Below are 22,630 nucleotides of genomic sequence, written 5' to 3'. Positions count from 1 at the left end.
GGCGGCGTCTCCTACACGTCCAGCAGCGGCTTGTGCTTGATGTGCCGGGCGAAGACCTGCATGAACTGCGGATCGACCCTCGCGCCCCACACGGCCAGCGAGTGACCGACGATCCAGAGCACTACGCCAGGAATCCAGAGTTGCAGGCCCAGCCCGACGGCAGCGGCTAGCGTGCCGTTGGCAATCGCCACCGTGCGCGGTGCGCCGCCCATCAAGAGCGGCTCGGTCAGCGAGCGATGTAGCGGCACCTCGAAGCCGGCCGCGAAGCTATCCGGGCCACTCATACGACAGCCCCGCCGGAGAAGCTGAAGAACGACAGGAAGAACGAGGACGCGGCGAACGCGATGCTCAAACCGAACACGATCTGGATCAGCTTGCGAAAGCCGCCCGACGTGTCGCCGAAGGCGAGCGCGAGGCCCGTGGCGATGATGATGATGACCGCGACGATGCGTGCCACCGGCCCCTGAATCGACTCCAGAATGGATTGCAGCGGGCCTTCCCATGGCATCGAGGAGCCGGATGCCTTCGCCGTGCCCGCCGTCATCAGCATGACTGCGGCCAGCAGCAGGCCGTGGTGCGCGGGGCCGGCCAGCCGCCGCAGGCGTGCGATGGTTGAAACCGGATTTACGGAATTACGGAAAGCGTGAACGTGCATCTGCGTCATGGCAGTTCTCCAGGTAGGTCAAGGGACGAGGAAGGCGCAGCGGCATCGGCTGCGAGAGGAACCGGCATCAGCTCGGGAAACGGTGTTTCCAGCGCGTCCGCCAGGCGATAGCCGGTGCCGTCGAAACCGACGACACGGGCGATGCTTTCGACGCGGCGCTTGCGGCCACGCCCGGCGATGTGGATCACGACGTTGACCGCCTCGGCGATCAGCGCACGCGGTGGGTTCACCGCCACTTCAAGAATCAACTGTTCGAGGCGCAGCAGCGCGCCCAGCGCGGAACCGGCGTGGATGGTGGCGATGCCGCCGGGGTGGCCGGTGCCCCACACCTTAACCAAGTCCAGGGCTTCGCCGCCGCGTACCTCGCCGACGATCACGCGGTCGGGGCGCAGGCGCATCGTGGCCCGCACCAGCTCGGTCATAGACACGACGCCAGCGCGGGTGCGCAGCGGCACATGGTCGCGGGCTGCGCATTGCAGCTCGATGGTGTCTTCGAGCACAAGCACGCGGTCGCCCGTGGCGGCGATCTCCGCAAGCAAGGCATTGGCGAGTGTGGTTTTGCCGCTGCTCGTCGCCCCGGCGATCAGGATGTTCTGGCGCTCACGCACGGCGCGGCGCAGGAACTCGGCCTGGCCTGTGGTCAAGATGCCGTCGGCCACATAGCGATCCAGCCCGATGATGCTCACGGCGCGCTTGCGCAGCGCGAAGGCTGGGCCGGGCGCTGCGGGCGGCAAGATGCCCTCGAACCGCTCGCCGGTTTCGGGCAGCTCGGCGGTCAGCAGCGGCCGCCCGCGATGCACCTCTGCGCCGACGTGCGCAGCCACCAGCCGGATGATGCGTTCGCCATCGTCTTGGGACAGCTCCACGCCCAGCGGCATGCGGCCCGATGACAACCGATCCACCCATAGGGTGCGGTCGGGGTTGAGCATGATTTCCACCACGTCGGGGTCGGCCAGCGCAGCGGCGATGACTGGCCCCATTGCCGTGCGCAGCATCTGGATACGGCGATCCAGAGAGGTTGCGGCGGATGAGAGTTCGGGCGGGGTTTGCGGAATGGCGCTCATGAGGCACGCTCCTGCGCTTCAGCCAGTGCCTCCGCGTCATCCATTCGCGCCGGGTCTGGGTGCAGTTCTTCCACAACGTCGCGCACCAGGCTGCGGCCACGCAGCAGGTGGCGGCCGAGCCGCTCCACGAATTGCTCGAAACGCGCTTTGCCTTGGGCGCGAGCTGCGTCCTGATGGGCTTCGGGAATCGGGGTGCTGACGGTCAGGAAGTAGCGGATGAACAGCGCCAGTGTTTCGATCTGGATGTTCTGGTCGCGCTCCATGCGCTCGGCCTGCCGCGACAGGCGATCGAGCCGCTTGGCGATGGCCGCCTCGCGCTGGTCGCCAGCATCGGGCGATAGCCACGACGCGAGCGCCGCCGCGACAATGGACGACTTGGACACGCCTTTCTTGGCGGCCAGTTCTTCGAGACGCTTGGCGTGCTCGGGCTGAATGAACAGATTGAGGCGGTATTGGCTCATAAGTCGATTCCGTCGTTGGGGTCGAGGGAAGCCAGCCGGGCCGTGCGCTGCATGGCCGGGTCGAGCTGGCCGGGAAGCGGCAGCGGCAGGTCGTCGTCGTCATCGAGCAGAGTCAGGTCATGGCCGGCGAGCAGCGGTTCGGGGCTGTATTCGCTGACTTCGGATAGCTCCGGCTGTCGGCGTGGGCCGCCGTCATCGGCGGTGCCTGTGCCATCGCCGGACAGGCCCGCAGCCCGGACCGTTGACACGGCTGGGATCGATAGGCCGCTCCAGTCGTCGGGCCGGGCCGGTGGCGCGTCCGCGTATTGCCCGGCCGCGAGCACAGGCGGCGGTAAAACGCGGTTCTTGAAATTCGCGTCGGCGTAGTAGCGCAGCTTCTTGGCCTTGATCGGTGCCACGCTGGACACCATCACCACAGCTTCCTCAGTCGGAAGCTGCATCACTTCACCGGGCGTCAGTAGCGGGCGGGCCGTCTCCTGCCGCGACACCATGAGGTGCCCCAGCCACGGTGCCAATCTGTGCCCGGCATAGTTGCGCTGCGCGCGCAGTTCGGTAGCGGTGCCAAGCGTTTCGGAGATCCGTTTCGCAGTGCGTTCATCGTTGGTGGCGAACGTCACGCGGACATGGCAGTTATCCAGAATCGAATGGTTCTGGCCGTAGGCTTTGTCGATCTGGTTGAGCGATTGGGCGATAAGAAAACTGCGGATTCCGTAGCCCGCCATGAAGGCAAGCGCCGTCTCGAAGAAGTCCAGGCGGCCCAGCGCCGGGAACTCATCGAGCATCAGCAGCAGCTTGTGGCGGCGTTCGATGCCGTCGCTGCCGTCGAGCGATTCGGTGAGCCGTCGGCCGATCTGGTTGAGGATCAGGCGAATGAGCGGTTTCGTCCGCGAAATATCCGAAGGTGGCACTACCAGATAAAGCGACACCGGATGCTCGGACGCGATCAGGTCGGCGATACGCCAGTCGCAGCGCGAGGTGACTTCGGCCACCGTGGGGTCGCGGTAGAGGCCCAGGAACGACATGGCGGTGCTCAACACGCCGGAACGCTCGTTGTCCGACTTGTTGAGCACTTCGCGCGCCGCCGAAGCGACGACTGGATGCGGGCCACCACCTTCCACGTTCACGAGGTGCTGTGTGGTCATCATCCGGTGCAAGGTCAGCTCGAAGGGGCTGGCCGGATCGGAGAGGAAATTGGCGACGCCGCGCAGCGTCTTGTCCTCGCCCGCGTAGAGCACATGCAGGATGGCCCCGACCAGCAGCGCGTGCGAAGTCTTCTCCCAATGGTTGCGCTTCTCAAGCGCGCCTTCTGGATCGACCAGAATGTCGGCTATGTTCTGTACGTCACGCACTTCATGTGCGCCGCGCCGAACTTCTAGCAGCGGGTTGTAGGCCGCCGACTTCGCATCGGTCGGATTGAACAGCAGGCAGTGTGAGTAGCGTGAGCGCCAACCTGCGGTGATCTGCCAATTCTCGCCCTTGATGTCGTGGACTACGGCGGATGCAGGCCAAGAAAGCAGCGTCGGCACCACAAGGCCGACGCCTTTGCCTGAGCGCGTGGGCGCGAAAGTGAGGATGTGTTCCGGGCCTTCATGCCGAAGGTACTTGCCATCGTGCTGACCGAGGAACACGCCGATCGGCTGCGTAAGGCCGGCTTTGCGAATGTCCTCCGTACTTGCCCAGCGTGCCGAGCCATAGGTCGTGACTAGGCGTGATTGACGAGAGCGCCAGATCGACATGCAGACTGCGACCACCACCGCCAGCAAGCCACTGCCACCCGCTATGGCACCGCCCGTGTCGAAAACGCGTGGCGCGTAGGCATCGAAGAAGAACCACCACTCAAACAGCTTCCACGGGAGGTAGATCGGTGTGCCGAGGAAATCAAACCAGGGGGAGCCAAGGCGTACCTGATAGCCAAGGGCTGCTGCCGTCCATTGTGTGGCGCCCCACACACCCGCGATCACGATGCCGAATACCACGGCTATCTGACCGAACAGCACATTCGTACCTTGCATAGCCCCGCCTCCAATCTCTCCTACGCTGATTCCCTTGGGAAACGCGGCTTAGAAATGTGCCGCAGGCGTCAGGATCGGTGCTGGCTTAGTGCCGGTCAAAGACCGTTTGGGGCAGAAAGGTCGATAAGAAAGAATGAATTCGCGCTGTGTCTAGCCAGGGAGTGACTCCGTAAGCGCCGGCGAATATCAGCGTGCCGAACAGAAGATTCAGGCAGACTAGCGAATTGCTGAATTGCTGAATTGCTGAATTGCTGAATTGCTGAATTGCTGAATTTCAGAATTTGGGGGATTCTTTGGGCGGTGTGTATGGCGTTTTTCCGTCACCGTAGAACCGCTTACGTGTTGCCTCCGCTACCCGGTTGCAAAGCAGTTCGCCCAAAGTAGGCCGATCCGTCTTGCATTGCTGGCGCAACTTCTTGAGCTGTTCCGGGTCTGCCACCAGCTCTTCTACTGTCGGGGTTTTCTTTTCTGCACTAGTGGCTTTGTGCGGTTTATCAGATTGACCGCATGCGACTAGCATTGCAGCGACGAGCGTGATGGCGAGTCTCATGGCATCAATTCCTCCGGAAGATCGGGATTTCGGCTTTTTGTTGACCTGAGAAACTCTGGCAATTCGATGGCCTGTACTCGCTGAATGAAGCGCGCAAGCTCGTCAAACGGATCGCCTTCAAGTCTGAGTAGATAGGTCGTCAAAGGTGGTACGCGTGTCGAAAGCGGCCTCGCCACGACTCCTGGCTCTCGGGAGGCTGCAATGTGTGCAGCCCCTGTAAGTCCGAGTGCAAAACCGGCAGATACCAACGCCATCATCAGGTCGAAAGTGGTAACCCGCTCGGCAACTAGAGGCTGCATTTCAGCCCGGCTAAGTACTCGCTCAATGTGCTTGGCGTGGCCCTCGCACACTTGAGGATCAGATAGCACTAGCGGGTAGCGCAGCAGTTCATCCAATGGAATTCGCTTAAGAGCCAGCAACGGATGCCGAGCTGGCAGCGCCACCATAAGCGTGTCAGTCCACGCGGGAAGTGCGACGATTCCATCACCTACGTCGTCGGACTGTGCAAAGCCGACGTCATACAGGTCGTCGTGCAATCCTTTGATTTGTTGGGATAGTGGCACCTCAAAAAAGCGAATCTCAACCTCGGGCTCCTCCTCGCGACACAACGCCAATAGGGCTGGTAAGCACAGTAGTGTTGCGCCGTCTGACAAGGCGACGCGGAGTTGTCCATGAAAGCCATTTTTTGCTGCCTTCACGCAGTCCCGCGCCTGTTGCAAGGATGCGAACACCCGAGGTGCGTGCTCCATGAGCATCAACCCAGCTCGTGTCAAACGCGTGCTTCTCGTGTTCCGAATAAAGAGCTGTGCTCCTAACTCCTCTTCGAGTTCTTTGATCGTGCGAGACAGTGGGGACTGCTCAATATGCAGTTTCGCAGCGGCGCGAGCGAAGTGAAGTTCCTCGGCGAGCGCCATAAAACAACGTAGATGTCGAATTTCCATGCGTCCCCTACTAATCGTCGATCTATTCAGTATTTAAAACTCGCTGCCATGCTGCGTTCTTCCAACTCAAGGACTCAGGGTGAAGATTGCAGATTCACATGCTCTGGCGAACCAGAAAGCGCTTTAGCGAGAACACCCCATTGCACGGCTGCGTCGGCGCGAGCACGGACCAGAGCCGCTCGCTGGGACAAGGTGCCACGCTCCGCTTCTGCAACAACGGTCGCATCCACCTGTCCCGCCTCAAAGAGGCGTCGACTGCGGTCAAGGAGTCGATCAGCGACGACAAGACCATCGACCTGATGCTGCAGAGAAGTCCGCTGGGTCTGCCAGCCCAGATAAGCGTTCTCCACATCCTGAAGCGCAAGCAAAACCGTGCGTTCCAGGTCAGCCTGTGCGCCGCGACTGCGTGCTGAGCCCTCGTCGATTCCCGCTTGTATTGCTCCACCGTCAAAGATCGGAAGCGTCACACCCAAGCCCAGAGAGAAAATGTTCCCTGCCACACGTGTTCCGTTGTTCTCGAAGCGTTGGCGCCCACCACTCAAATCGAGCACAAGTTTGGGGAACCGCTCGCCTTCTGCTGCGTTCCATCGCGCCGTCGCCGCTGCAAGACGCGCCTGCGCGGCTCTGACGTCGGGGCGCTGCTGCAGCAATTCGCCTGGCACGCTTCTGGGAGTCCAATCGGGCATGGTGAGAGAGGCAAGCGCAGGACCGCTGCCAAGCGCCCCCGGAATCCGGCCAACGAGCACATCCAAGGCATGCGTTGCTTCGCCGCGTACGCGTCGCAACTGCTCTTGCTCCACCCGGAGGGCGATGACCTCGGAACGCGTGCGTTCAATGTCAAAGCCCGTAGCTTGACCTGCCTTGAACTTCTGCTCTGTCAGACGCTCAAGGCGCTCGGCGACTTGAAGTCGCTCTTTTGCCAGATCTTCCAGCTCTGCCGCCTGCCGCTGCTGCAGTGCAGCGGACACTGTCTCAAAGGCGATCTGCCAACGTGTCGCGAACCAGTTCTGTTCGACAGCAACTGCGTCCATCCGTGCGCCATCAGCGGCATGCGAGAGGCGGCCCGCTAGATCAACTTCCCATGAAGCCGACAGCGGAAGCCTGGCATCGCTGCTGATGGTCGGTGCCAAAGAAAAGTCGCGCGCGCGCGTTGCTTGGGGCGTGAGCGCCAAGCTAGGGAACATTGAAGCGCGTGTACGTCGGGTGATCGCCACAGCTTCATCAATCCGCGCTCTTGCAATAGCGAGATCGGTGTTGTGCTCCAGCGCGTTGCGCACCAGCGCGTCAATCAGCGGATCACCGTACGCCGTCCACCACTCGGCCGGGAGTGCTTGTGCTGGCACCTGCTGCACAGCCAGACCCGCTTCGTTCATGAATTTGGCCGGAACCTCAACGCGTGATGTCTCCACCCTGTGAGGCGAGTGGCTGCACGCGGCGAGAAGCGTGATCGATAGGAATGCAACAGCAGTAAGGCCGCGGCGGGCGTAGGGATCGGACATGTTGAGCCACTAGGTTGTGAATTGAGGAGGCCGTCTTGACGGGCATAGTTCATGGCGTGTACTATACCGTCCAGACGGTTCAAAAATCAAGCATCTTTGGAGTTTCACCATGGCAACTCGTATGAAATCAAGCCCAGAGGAGTCGCATTCGGCGGACAACGGCGCTGAAGCCCCCTCCATCTCTAAGAAAGCGCAACAAACACGGGAGCGCATCCTTCAAGCTGCGCGTGACGTAGTCATGGAGGGAGGTGCCGGGCACCTAACGCTTGACGCGGTCGTTGCACGGGCAGGAATGAGCAGAGGTGCGTTCCTGTACCACTTCAAGACCAAGCGCGATCTGCTCCTCACGATGATTGATGACCAGGTCTCGGCGTTTGATGGCGGGCAGGAAGAGCGAGAGCTGCCATTCGTCGGCGATCCAGACCCTTGGCTATCCAGCCAGGTCTCGGCTATGCCTGACGGCGGGATGCAAAAGATGAGCGCTGCATTGCTGGCGGCCGTGGCTGAAGACCCCACGCTGCTTGAGCCTGTGCGCGGCTGGTACCGCAGGCAGTACGAGAACGCGAGCAAATCTCCACGCGGCACCGATATCGCCGGAATCGTTCTATTTGCCTTGGACGGAGTCTTCCTCGCCGAAATGATGGGTTTTCCGACGTTTGCTGCCGAAGACCTTTCTCGACTCATGCACACCCTCCAGGCGCTCGCCCGCGGCGAACTGGAACTCACCCCTATTGATAAACGCTGATGAAAGGCCTTCCCGTGTCTTGCACTCCCTTTAAATCCCAGTCCTGGCAAATGCAGAAAGTCGGCCTCGCGTTTGTTCTGCTCGCATCGCTTGCCGGCTGTGGTAGTCAGAAGGAGCCTGCTTCCGATCCACCGCGAGCGGTCAAGCTGCTCACGGTGGGGGATGTAGGTTCTGTGGCCAATCGCATTGAATTGAGTGGTCTAGCTCGCTCCAGTGAGCGGAGTACCTTGGGGTTCGAGACTGGCGGGCGTATCAGCAAGCTTCATGTGGACGTGGGAGATCGCTTCTCTCGCGGACAGCTTCTGGCTGAGTTGGATGTTCAGCCCGAGCAACTCCGCCTAGAACAGGCTCGGGCGACACTCGCTGCTGCGGAAGCCGCATTGGCAGACAGAATCGTGCAGACAACGCAGCAAAGGGGGCTGCTTGAGGGCAACGTAATCTCCCCGGCTGCATTCGAGAGTGTGAAAGCACAGTTGGTTGCAGCTGAAGGCCAGGTGCGCAATGCAAAGGCCGCATTCGGCCTTGCCGAGCGTGCGCGAAGGGGGGCCGCCATTCATGCGCCATTCGACGGCGTCGTCGCGGAGAAACTCGCTCTGCCGTTCACAGATATTGCAGCCGGAGCGCCGGTGCTTCAAGTGGATGGACTACGCAGCGGCGTAGAAGTCCTTGCGACTGCATCGACGACCCAGGCGGCAAATATCAAAATTGGGCAGGTCGCCGAACTGCGCCTGAGCGAGTCAGCAAGTCCCGTTCGTGCTTCGGTACAACGCATCGGCTTGCGTGCTGAAAATGGCTCACTTTTACCTGTCGTGCTCGTTCCTCAAGATGCTACTCTTGCGCGCAGTCTTCGACCCGGGTCTGCCGTTCAAGTATTGCTGAAGGCACCGGAAGCGAAGGATGCCTCACCAGATCGTCTGATGCTTCCCTATTCGGCACTGGTGCTCAGTGAGAAAGCAGGACAAGCCGCAGTGTTTGTATATGACGTGACCGGAAAGAAGGTGCACCGCCGGGAAGTGCAATTCCAGAGCGAGCCAGGCGGCGACAACGTTCGCGTTGTGGGCGGCCTGAAGCGCGGCGAGATGGTAGTCGCGGCTGGCGCGAGTTGGCTGACGAACGAGCAACAAGTCACCCCACTCAAGGCCACGACCCAATTGGCCGGACGCTGACCCGCTACAGGAAGACTTCGCTATGAAGATCACAGAAATGGCGCTGCGCGCCAGCAGACTCACCTACCTTGCCGCGGTCATCATTCTTGTTGCCGGCATTGCCACGTTTCTCAATTTCCCTTCGCAGGAAGAGCCATCGGTCACGATTCGAGATGCGGTTGTTGCCGTTCTGAACCCTGGCATGCCAGCCGAACGTGTTGAGCAGTTGATCGCGCGTCCGATCGAGGAGCGTTTGCGGGAGCTGGCCGAGGTCAAGCGTGTAACCACAACCGTTCGCGCGGGCGGGGCCGTCATACAGGTCACGATCTGGGAGCGGTACACCGACCTAGCCCCCATATGGCAGCGCGTTCGCGCGAAGGTTGCCGATGCTCAGCCTCTGCTTCCACAGGGTACGTTGGGGCCATTTGTCAACGACGACTTCGGCCGTGTTGCCGTGGCCTCCATTGCGGTGACCGCGCCGGGCTACTCCATGGGCGAAATGCGTGTGTCGTTGAAAGAGATGCGCGATCGCCTATACGCGCTTCCCGGCGTTGATCGCATCAGCTTCTACGGCTTGCAGGAAGAGCGCGTCTATCTCGAATTTGATCGACCAAAACTAGCCCAGCTTGGATTGACCCCACAAGGGGTGATCGATCAACTCGTTAAACAAAACGTCGTGCTTTCAGGCGGGCAAATCGCCATCGGTGGCATCAACGCTTCGCTGGCTGTTAGTGGAGAGGTTCGCGACGCCGCCTCGCTGCGCGCGTTGCCGATCATGATGGCGCAAGCTCAGGGTGCGCGCGGTGCTTCGCCTGCTCCTTCAATCTCACTGGGAGAGCTTGCGCGCGTGCAGGTACAACCTGCAGATCCTCCCGAGTCTGCTGCAGTCTATAAGGGCCAGCCTGCCGTAGTGATGGCAGTGTCCATGACCTCGGGCCAGAACGTGGAGCAATTCGGCGTAGCCCTCAAATCCCGTGTGGCCGAGCTTGAGAAACTTCTGCCCGCAGGTTTCGAGCTCTCCTATGTGACATTCCAGGCAGACGTCGTCAAACGTGAAATGGGCAAGATGAACCAGGTGATGATCGAAACGATTGTCATCGTGCTCGGCGTCGTCGTCCTTTTCCTGGGATGGCGCACAGGATTCATCGTCGGGATGATCGTGCCGCTTACCATTCTGGGGGCACTGATCGTGATGCGCGCGCTGAACATCGAGCTGCAAAGTGTTTCGATGGCAGCCATCATCATCGCTTTGGGGCTCTTGGTAGACAACGGCATCGTGATTGCCGAAGACATTGAACGGCGCTTGGCAGCCGGTGAAGACCGCAAACAGGCTTGTCTCGAAGCGGGTCGTACCCTCGCACTGCCGCTGCTGACGTCCTCATTGGTTATCGTCATCGCCTTCTCCCCGTTCTTCTTCGGCCAGAGTGCGACGAGTGAGTATCTGCGCTCTCTCGTCATTGTCCTCGCGCTCACGTTACTCGGATCTTGGCTGTTGTGTCTGACCGTCACTCCACTGCTGTGCTACCACTTCACCAAAGTGCATCATCAACCGGCGAATGACGCGCAAACCTACAACACACGCTTCTATCGCGGCTATCGCAAGTTGCTTGAGTGGGTGCTTGACCACAAGGCGATCTACGTTGGTGTGATGACGGGTGCATTGGCCGTAGCTCTGTACGGATTCACGACACTGCCATACGACTTCTTGCCGAAGTCCGACCGAGTTCAATTCCAAATACCGGTGCAGCTCGCCCCTGGAACGGATTCACGGCTCACTCTTGCCAAAGTGAAGGAAGTGAGCGGCTGGCTCGGTGATCAAGAAATCAACCCCGAAATCACGGATCACATTGGCTACGTCGCTGACGGTGGGCCGCGCTTCATCCTTGGGCTCAATCCCCCATTGCCAGCATCGAACATCGCGTACTTTGTCGTGACGGTCAAGGCAGGCACCAACATTGACGTCGTGATTGCCCGAACTCGGGCTTACTTCGCGCAGCATCATGGAGATGTACGCGCAGAGCCTCAGCGGTTCTCGCTAGGCACTACCGAAGCCGGCACAGCCGTCTACCGGGTCAGTGGGCCGGATCATGAGGTGCTGATGAATGCGGCGGCGAAAATTGAGTCCGCGCTACGGGAGCTGCCAGGTACGGCCAACATCAAGAACAACTGGGATACCCGTGTCGGCCGTCTCGATGTTCGGGTCGATCAAGATCGTGCGCGACGTGCTGGCGTCACCACCGACGACATAGCTGCCTGGCTTGGCACCCGCTACATCGGCCAGTCGATCTCTGTGATCCGAGATGGCGATACCAGCGTGCCAATCGTGATGCGCGGGACGTCCAATGATCGGCGCAGCACTGCGGACGTTGGTTCGACGACCATCTATCCAGCGTCGGGTGGCCAGCCGGTTTCCCTGGCGCAAGTGGCCGATGTCACGCTCGCTAGCGAGCCGTCTGTGATCCAGCGCCGCAATCTCATTCGTACAGTCACAGTTCAGGGGCAGAACACCGCATACACCGCGCAAGAGATCGTGGATCACCTCGCACCTCGGATCGCCGCAATTGAACTACCTGCAGGCTATGCCATAGAGCTTGGTGGAGAAATTGAGGAATCGGCTGAATCGAATGCATCGCTCACGCACTACATGCCGTTCGCTCTTCTGGCGATGTTGCTGCTATTCATCTGGCAGTTCAACTCCTTCCGCAAGCTGATCGTGATTCTCGCAACGATTCCCTTCACGTTGATTGGGGTCGTGATTGCACTGAAGGCAACAGGCACTCCTTTCAGCTTCATGGCGACATTCGGGGTGCTTGCGCTGTTCGGAATCATCGTCAACAACGCCGTTCTTCTGCTCGAACAAATTGAACACGGCCTCTCGGAAGGTCTCGCCCGACATGAAGCCCTGGTGGGAGCTGCGATGCAGCGGCTGCGTCCAATCGTGATGACCAAGGTGACCTGTATCGCGGGTCTCGTGCCCCTGATGTTGTTTGCGGGGCCGCTGTGGAAGGGCATGGCCATCGGCATGATCGGTGGTCTCGCACTTGGCACGCTCGTGACGCTTGGCCTGATTCCGTTGCTCTACGAGGTGCTGTTCGGAATGAAGTGGCCGGGCAGCAAACGGAGTCACGAGGCGGTACAACAACCAGTGCAACCGGTCTGATCCCTCAGCGTAACTGTCCACACGCTTCCCCCGATCTCTCTCGTGGCCGGAGAGATCGGGGAGACAGATTCTCGCCATCAGAGAGTTTAAGAAGAAATCAGAAGCAGAGCGAATTGACCGCCTACTGCCTATTCTTTGATGCTTTGATGCTTTGATAATCAATTTTCACTGAATAGATTTGGAGAAATATATGAACCCGTTGTCATGGAATCCATGGTTGGTTCTACTGATTGCCGGCCTGTTCGAAATCGGTTGGCCACTAGGCCTCAAGATGGGTGCGGCCAATGCAGCGATGCGCTACGTGGGGCCGGCGATTGCAGTTGCCTGTATGGCAGCCAGCGGCTTTTTCCTATGGTTATCTCTTAAACAGATCCCCATAGGAACAGCTTATGCGGTCTGGACCGGCATCGGTTCGCTGGGCGCGTTTTTCGTGGGCGTGTATGTGTTCGGCGATACCGCCTCCTTGATACGTTGGGTTGGAATTGCGCTGGTTGTTGCTGGCATCGTCTGTCTGAAAATGGGATAAATGAAAATATATATGAAACGCCCTATTTCATTAATCCATTTTGTGCTGCTGGCAGGCCTCACGGCAACCTTATCTGGCTGTGCTTCAAACGGAATGACTCGATCAGGGTTTCTTGGTGATTACGATGTATTGGGAAAAACGAAGTACGAAAATGTTCTGCTCTTCAAGGCGCCAGGCTTTGAACCCAGTCGTTACCGGGAAATATTAGTCGAGGATGCTCAGGTAGTGACGGCAACTGGACGCATAGGTGGGCTTGAAGCTGAGCAAGTGCGAGAGCTTCTCGATCACGTCAACAGTGAACTGCGACACTCCAAACTAAGTCCGAAGCTCCCGCATCGTCAGGCCGCATACGTGTGCGTGTGGCAATTACGACCATTGAGACGCCCAATAGAGCAGTCAACACCCTAACGACGTTGCTTGTTGGACCAGTGACAACTGGGGGAGCTAGTTTGGAGTTTGAGGCAGTAGATGAACAAACAGATCGTCGGGTGGCTGCTGCTAGCTGCTTCGAGCACGGCAACGCTCTCGCGGATTTCAAAGGCTCCTACACACTGCTCGGGCATGCAAAGTCTGCAATCACCACCTGCCTTGAACGGATCAATAGCGCTTGGAGAAGTGCTGGCTCGTGAATAGCTGCTATTCCATAACTTCGCGCGGATCGCGAGGAGCCTCATCAAGGGGATTCGTAGGGTGCCGTTCTTGTAACGTCTGCAGCATTCTGGAGTGGCTCTGCTTCGTCGCAAAATTGCCGGCGTTTCTCGTTCTTGTCTATTCGAAACGCTGCGTGGTGCTGCTTGCAGAGGTAAAGCGCCTGGAGGTGTGTAAATTCACACGATGGAGTTTGGCCGGTGTGCTGGCAACGGTAGTTCTGACAGGGTGTTCCACTTACCGTCCTTGGATCAACCCGACACTTTCCGACGCCGCCTTAATGTCTCTCGCCGAGAACGACCAACGCATCAGGCCGTCGGAGGTCAACCAACCGGTGGTTGTAGCGGTGACACTGTCAGGCGGGGGCGCTCGGGCGGCGGCCTTCGGCCTGGGCGTGCTGCGCGAACTCAAGGCCACACGCTTCGCGCTAGAGGGCCAGGAGACCACTCTGTTGGATCAGGTGTTCCTGGTCAGCGGAGTGTCGGGGGGCAGCATCCTTGCCGCGCACTTCGCGGCCTTCGGCGATGCCACGCTGACTCGTTTCGAGCCGGATTTTCTGCTTGTGCCTTTTGAGGGGCGACTCATACGTGAAGCTCTGTGGCCTGAGCGTCTTTATAGACTAACTTCACCTTGGTTTGGGCGCAGCCAGATCCTGGCTCAACGCTTGGACGAACTTTTTGAAGGCCGCACCTTTGGTGACGTGCGCCGACGACCGGGCGCGCCCGAACTGATGATCACGGCAACCGACCTCACGACCGGTGCCCCTTTCGATTTCACCACCGAGCAATTCCGGCTAATCTGTTCCGACCTCGATGCAACGCCGCTGTCTTTCGCGGTGGCGGCCTCGTCGGCAGTACCGCTGGTGCTGTCGCCCGTAACGGTGCGAAACAACGCCAATACCTGTCCGCCGCCTCTCCGATCTTTGCCTGTCAGAGGGCAAAATTACAGATCACGCATCCTGCAAAGCGGCATAGACAGCTACCTCAATGCGCACGATCGGCCCTATATCCACCTCGTGGACGGTGGTGTCTCCGACAACCTCGGCGTACGTCTGATGCTAGACCGGCTAGTAGCTTCGGGCTCAATGAGCGCCAATTTCTCGGAGGTCAAGCCCGGAAGCTTGCGCCGACTCGTGTTGGTGACGGTGAACTCCGAACGAGGACTGAGCGAGAGAGTGGACAGTAGCGACCGAGTTCCCAGCACGACGCAAGTACTTGAGTCGCTGATCTTCGGTGCCGGCGCTCGCGAGACCCAGGTGACGCTGGCCATGCTTAACGACGACCTGCAACACTGGCGTTCCGAGATTGTCCGCACCCGTGGCCAAGCGGACAGCCCCTTTGCGGCCGACGCAGAAATCTACGTAGTAAGCGTAAGTCTGAACGACGTGCCGGACGACAAGATCCGGCATTCGCTGCTGCGCGTGCCCACAGCCTTCACGATCGAGGCTACGGATGTCTTGGACCTGCAAACTGCGGGAGGCGAAGCACTGAGGCAATCCAAGGAGTTTATGGCATTGATTGAATCTCTAAGAAGAATCACAGCAGCCAAGCAGACTGCGCCTGGTACTCAGCTTCCCTTGATATCTAACTGATACCGATACTGGGCTTTCGTCCAAGTTCCCAAGAGGCACTTCCGCCGATAACCTTTGCGGCAAGCTGTTGTCCCAGTCGCGGCTCAATTACCGGCCGCCACGGCACAAGGCTGAACCCCATGCCGTCATCGAGCATCGCGTAGCGCCCGCTGGCGAGCATAATGGAACGCCGGTAGATACCGGCTACGCGCTGCCCGTCGGCCACCGGGCGATGCTCTAGGCCGGTTTCCGCCGCAATGTCTTTCGCGGCCTGCACTAGTTCCCGATTGCGTAGCGTGCCCAGCAGGTTGCGCGCGAGGATGACGCGCTGCCCGCGGCGCTGTGCCAGCCCCTGTTCTTCGAGGAAATCGGCTCGCTGCTGTATGGCCTGCTTGGTATCACCGCCAAAGCCCAAGTTGCCCAGCCCACGGCCACCGCCGATCAGTTGCTGGTCAAGCCAAGTCGCGCCGATGACGCGGGCCTGCCGTTCAATAGGAAGGTGTGATTTCAGCTCTACGGCTACATCGCCCAGCCGTTGCGCGTCGTATTGGCGGCCACGCTCGGCCAGGTCGTCCGGTACCTTCCATAGCCCTTCGGCCACGCGCTCCACGATGCAAGCCCGGCGCAGGGCTTCCAGCCGCCGGACATGAGCGGCGACGACTTCCTGCGGGTCGCGTCCGGGCGTAGCCCGGCCCTGCTCGATTACCAGGTGATGATCGGTGCGGTACAGGCCATCGCTCGCCAGCGAGGCGATGTTCTTGTCGGCCGTGCGCACCTCAGTCGAACCCTTCACCTCTACCACAGCGCCCGTGGGATAGTTCGCCAGTTCGTCGCGGGCGTTCAGTGCAACGTAGTGGGCCTTACCGTCCGTGCCGTCGATGATCAGATAGCCTCGGTCGTGCAACTCATCGGCAAGCCCCTTCGCGGCCACGCGGCCGATGAGGCTGCGACCATCGTCGCCCGGCTCGAACACCGCCAGCTCACGCGGCTGGCCGCTCATGGCCCGCTGCATCGTTCGGATGATGTCGCCACGCTCACCCAGGGCACGCAAGGTCTTCTCGGCATCGGCATGAATGGCCCAGGTGCCGGGCTGCACCTCGTCGGCTAGGCCCAGGCGCTGCAAGCGTTGCAGGCGGCCGATCAGCAGCAGGCGCTGGCGTTGCAACCTCGGCTCGTTGAGCCGTTCGACATGCACCCGGCCATCCTCGCCGGTCTCGCGCTGCAAGGTGCGATCCAGGCTCGTCCACCGCTCCTGTTCCACCTCGCGCCTCAAGGTCTGCTGAATCTCCAGTTCGGTGCGCGGCCCCAGCCACTCGGTCGCCAGCTCGGCGGCGCGATGGCGGAAGCCGTGGGCGATGTAGTCACCCGCGATGATGAGGTCTTTGCCGGTGTCGTCGCGCCCGCGCACGATCAGGTGGGTGTGCGGGTTGTCGGTGTTCCAGTGATCCACCGCCACCCAATCCAGCCGCGTGCCCAGGTCGGCTTCCATGCGGCTCACCAGATGCCGGGTGTAGGTGCGCAGGTCGTCCAGCTCGGCCCCGTCCTCGGGCGAGACGATGAAGCGGAAATGGTGCCGGTCGTCGGCGCAGCGTTCCTTGAAGGCGTCCAGATCGGCTTCGTCGGCCTGTGGCCCGTAGCCCCGGCCCGGTTCGCCATCGCGACCCGCGCCGTCGCGCTCGATGTAGCGCAGGTGCTTGGCGAGCGATTGCGGGCTGGCCCGCTGGTGATTGACCAGCAAGGTCTTGATGGTCACGCGCCGCGACATGGGCATTAGCTTCGCCCCGGCGAAGCGCGCCGCCGTGTGGCCACGTCCGAGCCGAGAGCCGGGCCGCTGGCCGGTGCCAGCCGCGCCAGGACGGCGTACTGCCGACTTGCCGCTGCTGGCTTTGCCGGCCTGCTTGAGCACCTTGGAAACGAAGCTCTGCCCCTGGCCCTTGCCCCGGTTCTTCGGGGCGCTGGGGCGCACGCGAAAGTCGTCGTCGCGGCTGTCGGTCATGGCTGCGCTCCCCGCAAGCTTGGGCGTGTCCTGTCGTGCGAAGCACGCGGACATGCCAGCATTGGCGCGACCCTCGCGCCAAACGCGGCACGGTGGCGAAGCCGCTCCGTGCCGCGTTCCCCCCATGTGCTGACTGGCTTTCGACGCGGCCAGGTGCCGCGTCCTTTTGTCTTGCCTTCCGCCTTTGCCCTTCGCTGTCGCTCCAGGCAACGGCGGCCCGGCGGCGCTGCTGCGTGAACAGACAGCGCGCCGGCGAAAGCGCCAATGGCCGCAGGCCGGGCGCGTTCGAGGCAAGACGCCTGAACGTTGGACGGCTGCGCCGGATGCTGCGCGACGTGCGGTGCGAATGCACCGGCACGACAGGCGCAGCGACACTGAAGCAGCCAGCAGAACGACATGCCCGATGGCACGTCAGAGCGCAGCGAATCGGCGGCCATCATGGGCGTATCTCCGGCCACACCGGATGCGCAACGCCGATCACGGCGGATGCGCTGACCGGGCCGAAATAGCGGCTGTCGAACGATGCTGGATTCGTCACGCTCAACAGGAGCAGTTCGCCCGGTTCAAGGCGGCGGCAAAGCTGCAAGGACGGCAGCGCCCGGCCCAGCCGGTCGGCGGGCAGTACGGCGGCCGAAGGCACGCCGTCGATGCGTACCTGACCGGCGACGATGCAGACGTGTTGCGGCGCGACCGCGCCCACACGTTTGAGCAGCGGAACGCGCGTCGGCAGGTAGCCGCGCTGCGCAGCGAGCGCGGCAGCCGTGGCCGGAAGCGGCACCAGCACGATGCTGTCCACGGACAACGGACGTGGCAGCGAGGCGGTGCGCGGGTCGAACGGGTCAATGCGATACCAGCCGACCGCCACGCTGTCGGACGGGTTGTAGGTCAGACGCGGCAGCGGCGACACGAAAGCCGCCCAGGCCAGCGCAGCGAAGCCGATGGCGGCCAGTGTCGCCAGCACGATGCGAGCGCGCAGGCGTGAGCGAGGACGCGGCGCCACGTCGGGCGCGTTGGGTGTGGTGGTCGGGGCGGTCATGGCAGCACCTTCCCGGCCAGCCAGGCGGTATGCCGCTCGGTGGTGTATTCGGGCAGCGCAAGGCGAGCCGCAAGACGGTTGCCCAGCGTGCGCCAGTACGCCGGCGACACGTCGATGGCAGCGATGCCCAGCGCCTCGATGCCGTCGATGCGCTCCAGCACGGCGCGCACGTTGGCATCGCCTTCGGTGTGTAGGAGCAAGCGCGCGCCCGGCTGAACACCGGGGATGCGCTGCGCCGCGTCCAGCGGTGTGCAAGCCTGCATCACCATGAGTTGCCAGCGGATCGTGCCGTAGTCGTTGGCCTGCCAGCGGATGCGGCAGAGCATCGCGCCCGGCAGGAACACCGCGCAGCGCCGCCAGCGGTCGAGCTGAAGCGTGCGCGCCGGTTCGCCGAAGCGCAGGTAGAGCTTGAAGCGATGTTCGAGGTAGGCCAGCGAAACGCGCGTCAGCGGCACATTGCCGGCCTGTCCGGCGAGTGCCGAAAGCGCAGGCAGCGGCGCAGCCGGTGCCGCGTTCGCGGCAGGCCAAGCGAATGCGTTCATGGTGTGTTCTCCGGCGGAAACTCCCGCTCCAGCAGGCCGCGCAGCAGGTCGGCCACGGTCACGCCTTGCGTGAAGGCCGACACCTTGATGCGCGCCCGCATGGCGGGCGTGATGTCGAGCGTGAGGCGGGCCGTGTAGAGGTCGCCTTTGCCCAGCGCGTCGGCATCGCCCTGACGAATCCACGCCTCGGCGTGCGGATTCGCGGGCGGACGTGCGCCGATGCCGACGCGCTTGCCCGTGCGTTTGCTGTTGGGTGGCTGCTGCGCTGTCATGTCGGCCACCGCAGCAGTTCGTCCACCAGGGCGGTGATTTCGCGGGCGGCGGCACTGTCGGGCGCTGTCTCGCGTGCGAGCCGGCCAGCGGCCACGCTGTCGGCGAAGACGATGCGCTGATGCACCTCCGAGCGCAGCGCGGGCAGCGGCTGTTCGGCGAGCGATTGCCGCGCCTCGCGCCCGATGATGGTGGTGCTGACGCGCCGGTTGATGACGAAGGCCGCGCGGAGCAGCGGCCGGAACACCTGCGCCTCGCGGATCAGCGAAACCATTTCCGAGCTGGCCCAGAGGTCGTAGGGGCTGGGCTGCACCGGGATCAGCACGCGCTCGGCCGCCAGCAGCGCGGAGCGCGCCAAGGCGGCGATGCGCGGCGGCCCGTCGATGATGACGTGATCGGCCCGCCTGGCGAGTTCTGGCGCTTCCTGATGCAGCGTTTCGCGTGCGAGGCCCACGGCGCTGAACAGCCGTGGCAAGCCTTGCTGGCTTCTGCGCTGCGTCCAGTCCAGGGATGAACCCTGCGGGTCGGCATCGAGCAGGACGACATGCTGGCCGCGCATCGCCAGTTCGCCCGCGATGTGCGTGGCGAGCGTGGTCTTGCCGACACCGCCTTTCTGGTTGAGCAGAGCGAGGATCATGGCGCGGCCCTCCCTGCTGGAAAGCCGGGCTTTACCTGCCGTGCAAAACGCTGTTCGCCGTGCCGTTTCTCGGTTGTCCACCGAAACGGCGCGCTTCTACTAAAAGTTATGTATTTCTTGTTAGGGAAGTTAGAGGGGCCGCAAACCCGCGCCGTTATTGGCTTTCCGGCGTTTTCGTACTCCTGATAGCACGATAGGCGTACTCCCGATAGCACGATACCCGGTACTCCTGATAGCACGAGGCCGTCCACACCTTTTCCACGAGTTATCCCCGTGCCGTGTGCAGCACGGGCCGGAAGGTCAGCAGTTCTTGTCCGTCGTCCGGCATTCGCTCGATGCCCAGGACGTAGCCGGGCAGCGACTGCCGCGCCACCAGGACGCGCAGGTCGTAAGCGAAGTCGGAGAAGCGCGCAGCGCTGCCCGACTTGCGGTGCAGGTGCCGGAAGTCGAATTGCCAGCCGCCCGGCTGCTTGCCGCCGTGCTTGCGCACCAGGCGGTACAGCCAGCGCTCGATCCCGCCCTTCAAGCGGAAATAGGCTGGGTCGATGGTCAGCACCAAGGCGGCATCGAGCACGCCCGCATAGAACCAGTCCGGCAGGATCAGTTCGATGCCCAGCGGCACGCCGCTGGCATCGGCCAGTTCCTTCCACTCGTTGATCCACGAGAAGCGATGCAATCGCCTTCCCGTGGTTTCGCGGATGGACGTGGCCACCGTGGTCGATTGCAGCCGGTCGAGCGCGGCTTTCAGGCGCAGGTAGTCGTTGAGAGACGTGCCGCGCCCGATGAAGCGCAGGATCTCGTAGGGAGTGGCGCGTATCCAGCGCGACGGGCGCAAGCCCGCGTCGCGCGCCTCCACGATCTGCGAGGCGGCCCAAATCAGCAGGTCGGCATCCCATATCGTTGCGATGCCGTGCTCCTGCGTACCCTCCACGCGGATGGTGATGCCGCCGGCGCGGAAGTCGATCGGCGCGGTACGCCGCGACTTCGCCAGCGAGAAGAACGGAAAGGCCATCAAGTCCTGGCTGTCGCGGGGTGCCATGTCGCCCGGCAGCGCGCGGAACAGGTCGAGCTGTTCGCGCTGCAAGGCTTGCCCTGGCGGGCTGGACATGGCGACGGCCACCCACGCGCCAGCGATCAGCGGCCATCACGGTAATCGCCCGCGTGGCGTTCGGCATATTCCGGGTCGGAAGTCGCCTCGTAGCTGCGCTGGTCGGCCCAGGCATCGAGGTCGGACACCGCGTACATGACGCGGCGGCCGAACTTGCGGAACTTCGGGCCGCCGCCGATCACGCGCTGTTTCTCCAGCGTGCGTGGCGACAGGCGCAGGTACTCGGCGGCTTCGTCGTTGGTCAGGTAGCGTTGGGGCTGCGCAGGCGCAGCGACAGCAGCGGCGGCAGGCCGCAAGGGAGCGGGTCGCATGGGATGTACCTCCATCAAGCCCGGCCACACCACGCGGCCGGTTAGAGGCACTTTCAAGAAAGCGAGGCTGCTTGCTAAGGGACGATCTACGGGGGACGCGAAACGTCCCCCCCTACTGCAACGGCGGCGGAAGCTGTGCCAGGCGGCGATAGCCGCCACGCATCAGCGCATCGCCACGACGTACCAGCCGCCGCACGCGGGCACGTAAGGCGCTGTCCTTGTGCCAGTCGGCGGCGACGGCATCGGCGCCGAACAGCCCTTCGGCCACTTCGCGCAATGACGCGCCCGCCAGGGTCGCGTCGAGCGTCTGCAAGGTGTGCAGTTCCAGCACCGCGGCCGTCGTGGGCCTGGAACGGGCCGCCGCCGCAGGCGTGGCAACCGTGGCCACGGCCAATGCGTCCAGCTCGGACGCGAGCGTGCGATAGCGCGCGCAGGGCGTGGCGCAGGCGCGGGTGGCGTAGAGGTAGGCCATGCCGTCTTCCAGGCCCGGCGCGAGCGCGAGCCGCAGGCAGCAGCCGGGCCAATGCGACACCAGCACCAGGCGCTTGCCGTCGTGGATCAGTTGCTTGCGGCCAGGGACGCGCCAGAACTCGAAGGCATGGGCTTCGGGTGGCGGGTCATCGTCCGGGTAAACCTGCACGACGGCATCGTGATCGGGAAACCAGGCCGGATGCGCGTCGCGCGCATCCAGGGCTGGGTCTTCCAGCAGGCGCAGGCCCCACGCCTGCGCCGTGTCCGGCCGGCGGCGGCGGCGCAGCCAGTCGCGGCGGTAGTCGGGATTTCGGCGCAGGTATTCCCACGCCAGCGCAGGGCCGTCAAGGTGCAGAACGTAGAGATAGGCCGCTGTCGGATACCAGTGTTCGGCGCTGCGATCAGTCATGGCGAAACCTCCCTCTGTTTGGGATGCGTCGCCACGATTTCCGCGATGCGGGAACTATCGAAATGCCATCAGGTCGTCATCAAAATTGGTTAGGCTGTAACTGTCGGTGTCAAGACCATTTGGCTCTGCGTGTTGCGGAAATCGTCTGAATGCGACGGCTACGCCTTCAGGAAAATGACGCGCAGCACCGAACACCGTGCCGCAGCCCGCGCCCAAGATCAGGACTGTTTTCAACAGGATCGCACCACTTCGGTGCAAGAATGCGGATTCAGACCTGCACGGTCTTGATCAAGATTGAAATAGTCACGATGCGCCCCGGCTGGCTAGGCCGCGCTGGTTTTCATCAGTCCGTGATCGCGCCGTTCTCCTGCGCCAGCCGGACGTACTCCGATAACGGGCGCACCGCCTGGAAATACCGATCCCGCCGCACCGGCAGCTTGCGCGGCCCGACGATGCCCGCCAGGTCGGACAGCTTGACCATCCCGAGCTCAGGCATACCGATACCGAGGTCGATCAGGCCGTAGGCCGTGTCGCCATCCGCCGGGTCGAGCGACACCAGCAGCCAGGTCACATGCGCGTCCGGGGTGAACAAGCGCACCACGGGCAGCGGGTCGAGCCGCTGACCAGCGGCGAGCGCCGCGCCGTGGGCCAGCAGCCGGGCGCGTTCATCAGCGGTGACAAGCGGCAGGGTCATGGGCAGCTTCTCCACGAAACCGACGATGCGCGAATGCGCTTTGGTGCCGAAGCGCAGAACTGCCGAAACGCATCCGTGCATTCGTGTGGAAGCACCGATGTGCAAGCCATCGCATCCGTAGAAGAACAGAAGCGCCGAAGCGGAATTGTCGGAAGCCGGAAAGACACGGAT

General features: G+C 62.2%; 22 protein-coding genes and 1 pseudogene. 6 read left to right on the top strand and 17 right to left on the bottom strand.

What is annotated here, in order from left to right:
• Positions 1 to 11: 11 nt before the first annotated feature.
• From ACSQ4M_RS10215 to ACSQ4M_RS10180, 8 genes are all read right to left on the bottom strand, one after another.
• Positions 12 to 284, bottom strand: a complete 273-nt coding sequence (locus tag ACSQ4M_RS10215; protein ID WP_004883097.1) for a VirB3 family type IV secretion system protein — start codon at positions 282 to 284, stop codon at positions 12 to 14.
• Entirely contained in the window at positions 281 to 664 is a 384-nt protein-coding gene (locus ACSQ4M_RS10210) for a TrbC/VirB2 family protein (protein ID WP_004883090.1), read from the bottom strand. Before ACSQ4M_RS10210 ends, ACSQ4M_RS10215 begins: the two co-directional genes overlap by 4 nt.
• Positions 661 to 1,728, bottom strand: a complete 1,068-nt coding sequence (gene trbB, locus ACSQ4M_RS10205; RefSeq protein ID WP_004883088.1) for a P-type conjugative transfer ATPase TrbB — start codon at positions 1,726 to 1,728, stop codon at positions 661 to 663. Before trbB ends, ACSQ4M_RS10210 begins: the two co-directional genes overlap by 4 nt.
• Entirely contained in the window at positions 1,725 to 2,189 is a 465-nt protein-coding gene (locus ACSQ4M_RS10200) for a ribbon-helix-helix protein, CopG family (RefSeq protein WP_004883086.1), read from the bottom strand. Before ACSQ4M_RS10200 ends, trbB begins: the two co-directional genes overlap by 4 nt.
• Complete coding sequence (locus tag ACSQ4M_RS10195) at positions 2,186 to 4,201, bottom strand: conjugal transfer protein TraG (protein WP_004883083.1); 2,016 nt, start codon at positions 4,199 to 4,201, stop codon at positions 2,186 to 2,188. The genes ACSQ4M_RS10200 and ACSQ4M_RS10195 overlap by 4 nt, the downstream gene beginning before the upstream one ends.
• 274 nt (positions 4,202 to 4,475) lie before the next feature.
• The gene (locus tag ACSQ4M_RS10190; protein WP_004883082.1) at positions 4,476 to 4,751 is read right to left on the bottom strand and encodes an EexN family lipoprotein; all 276 of its coding nucleotides are present in this window, start codon (positions 4,749 to 4,751) and stop codon (positions 4,476 to 4,478) included.
• A complete protein-coding gene (locus ACSQ4M_RS10185) occupies positions 4,748 to 5,692 on the bottom strand; it encodes a LysR family transcriptional regulator (protein ID WP_004883081.1) in 945 nt (314 codons plus the stop codon). The genes ACSQ4M_RS10190 and ACSQ4M_RS10185 overlap by 4 nt, the downstream gene beginning before the upstream one ends.
• 74 nt (positions 5,693 to 5,766) lie before the next feature.
• On the bottom strand, positions 5,767 to 7,191 hold the full coding sequence (locus ACSQ4M_RS10180; protein ID WP_028699135.1) for an efflux transporter outer membrane subunit: 1,425 nt from the start codon (positions 7,189 to 7,191) through the stop codon (positions 5,767 to 5,769).
• 109 nt (positions 7,192 to 7,300) lie between these two features.
• Between ACSQ4M_RS10180 and ACSQ4M_RS10175 the strand changes: the two genes are divergently transcribed.
• From ACSQ4M_RS10175 to ACSQ4M_RS10150, 6 genes and pseudogenes are all read left to right on the top strand, one after another.
• A complete protein-coding gene (locus ACSQ4M_RS10175) occupies positions 7,301 to 7,936 on the top strand; it encodes a TetR family transcriptional regulator (RefSeq protein WP_241172238.1) in 636 nt (211 codons plus the stop codon).
• Positions 7,936 to 9,102: an efflux RND transporter periplasmic adaptor subunit gene (locus ACSQ4M_RS10170; protein WP_023123862.1), complete on the top strand. Its 1,167-nt coding sequence runs from the start codon at positions 7,936 to 7,938 to the stop codon at positions 9,100 to 9,102. The genes ACSQ4M_RS10175 and ACSQ4M_RS10170 overlap by 1 nt, the downstream gene beginning before the upstream one ends.
• Positions 9,103 to 9,124: 22 nt before the next feature.
• Complete coding sequence (locus ACSQ4M_RS10165; RefSeq protein ID WP_004883075.1) at positions 9,125 to 12,241, top strand: efflux RND transporter permease subunit; 3,117 nt, start codon at positions 9,125 to 9,127, stop codon at positions 12,239 to 12,241.
• Positions 12,242 to 12,431: 190 nt separating this feature from the next.
• The gene (locus ACSQ4M_RS10160; RefSeq protein WP_004883073.1) at positions 12,432 to 12,767 is read left to right on the top strand and encodes a DMT family transporter; all 336 of its coding nucleotides are present in this window, start codon (positions 12,432 to 12,434) and stop codon (positions 12,765 to 12,767) included.
• Positions 12,768 to 13,108: 341 nt separating this feature from the next.
• A pseudogene (locus ACSQ4M_RS10155) lies at positions 13,109 to 13,396 on the top strand (DUF3313 family protein); the annotation flags it as partial.
• 299 nt (positions 13,397 to 13,695) lie between these two features.
• Positions 13,696 to 15,006 (top strand): patatin-like phospholipase family protein, encoded by a 1,311-nt coding sequence (locus ACSQ4M_RS10150; protein ID WP_023123864.1) that lies wholly within the window; start codon positions 13,696 to 13,698, stop codon positions 15,004 to 15,006.
• Here the strand turns inward: ACSQ4M_RS10150 and ACSQ4M_RS10145 are convergent.
• The 9 genes from ACSQ4M_RS10145 to ACSQ4M_RS10105 all read right to left on the bottom strand — a co-directional run bounded on the left by ACSQ4M_RS10145 (position 14,999) and on the right by ACSQ4M_RS10105 (position 22,459).
• Positions 14,999 to 16,981, bottom strand: coding sequence for a relaxase/mobilization nuclease domain-containing protein (locus ACSQ4M_RS10145; protein WP_004883068.1), 1,983 nt, complete (start codon positions 16,979 to 16,981; stop codon positions 14,999 to 15,001). The genes ACSQ4M_RS10150 and ACSQ4M_RS10145 overlap by 8 nt on opposite strands.
• Positions 16,982 to 17,417: 436 nt before the next feature.
• Complete coding sequence (locus tag ACSQ4M_RS10140) at positions 17,418 to 18,017, bottom strand: S26 family signal peptidase (protein WP_004883067.1); 600 nt, start codon at positions 18,015 to 18,017, stop codon at positions 17,418 to 17,420.
• Positions 18,014 to 18,559: a DUF2840 domain-containing protein gene (locus tag ACSQ4M_RS10135; protein WP_004883064.1), complete on the bottom strand. Its 546-nt coding sequence runs from the start codon at positions 18,557 to 18,559 to the stop codon at positions 18,014 to 18,016. Before ACSQ4M_RS10135 ends, ACSQ4M_RS10140 begins: the two co-directional genes overlap by 4 nt.
• Positions 18,556 to 18,831, bottom strand: a complete 276-nt coding sequence (locus ACSQ4M_RS10130) for a hypothetical protein (RefSeq protein ID WP_004883063.1) — start codon at positions 18,829 to 18,831, stop codon at positions 18,556 to 18,558. The genes ACSQ4M_RS10135 and ACSQ4M_RS10130 overlap by 4 nt, the downstream gene beginning before the upstream one ends.
• A complete protein-coding gene (parA, locus tag ACSQ4M_RS10125) occupies positions 18,828 to 19,466 on the bottom strand; it encodes a ParA family partition ATPase (protein ID WP_004883061.1) in 639 nt (212 codons plus the stop codon). The genes ACSQ4M_RS10130 and parA overlap by 4 nt, the downstream gene beginning before the upstream one ends.
• Before the next feature lie 265 nt (positions 19,467 to 19,731).
• Positions 19,732 to 20,574: a replication initiator protein A gene (locus ACSQ4M_RS10120; RefSeq protein WP_004883059.1), complete on the bottom strand. Its 843-nt coding sequence runs from the start codon at positions 20,572 to 20,574 to the stop codon at positions 19,732 to 19,734.
• 26 nt (positions 20,575 to 20,600) lie between these two features.
• The gene (locus ACSQ4M_RS10115) at positions 20,601 to 20,885 is read right to left on the bottom strand and encodes a helix-turn-helix transcriptional regulator (RefSeq protein ID WP_004883058.1); all 285 of its coding nucleotides are present in this window, start codon (positions 20,883 to 20,885) and stop codon (positions 20,601 to 20,603) included.
• 112 nt (positions 20,886 to 20,997) lie between these two features.
• Positions 20,998 to 21,765, bottom strand: coding sequence for a DUF2285 domain-containing protein (locus tag ACSQ4M_RS10110; protein ID WP_004883055.1), 768 nt, complete (start codon positions 21,763 to 21,765; stop codon positions 20,998 to 21,000).
• A gap of 343 nt (positions 21,766 to 22,108) precedes the next feature.
• A complete protein-coding gene (locus ACSQ4M_RS10105) occupies positions 22,109 to 22,459 on the bottom strand; it encodes a DUF2958 domain-containing protein (protein ID WP_028699139.1) in 351 nt (116 codons plus the stop codon).
• Positions 22,460 to 22,630: the final 171 nt, after the last annotated feature.

It is taken from the genome of Pseudorhodoferax sp. LjRoot39, assembly GCF_964253035.1.
Lineage (GTDB): Bacteria > Pseudomonadota > Gammaproteobacteria > Burkholderiales > Burkholderiaceae_C > Pseudorhodoferax.
This window is presented reverse-complemented; position numbering and strand designations above follow the sequence as displayed.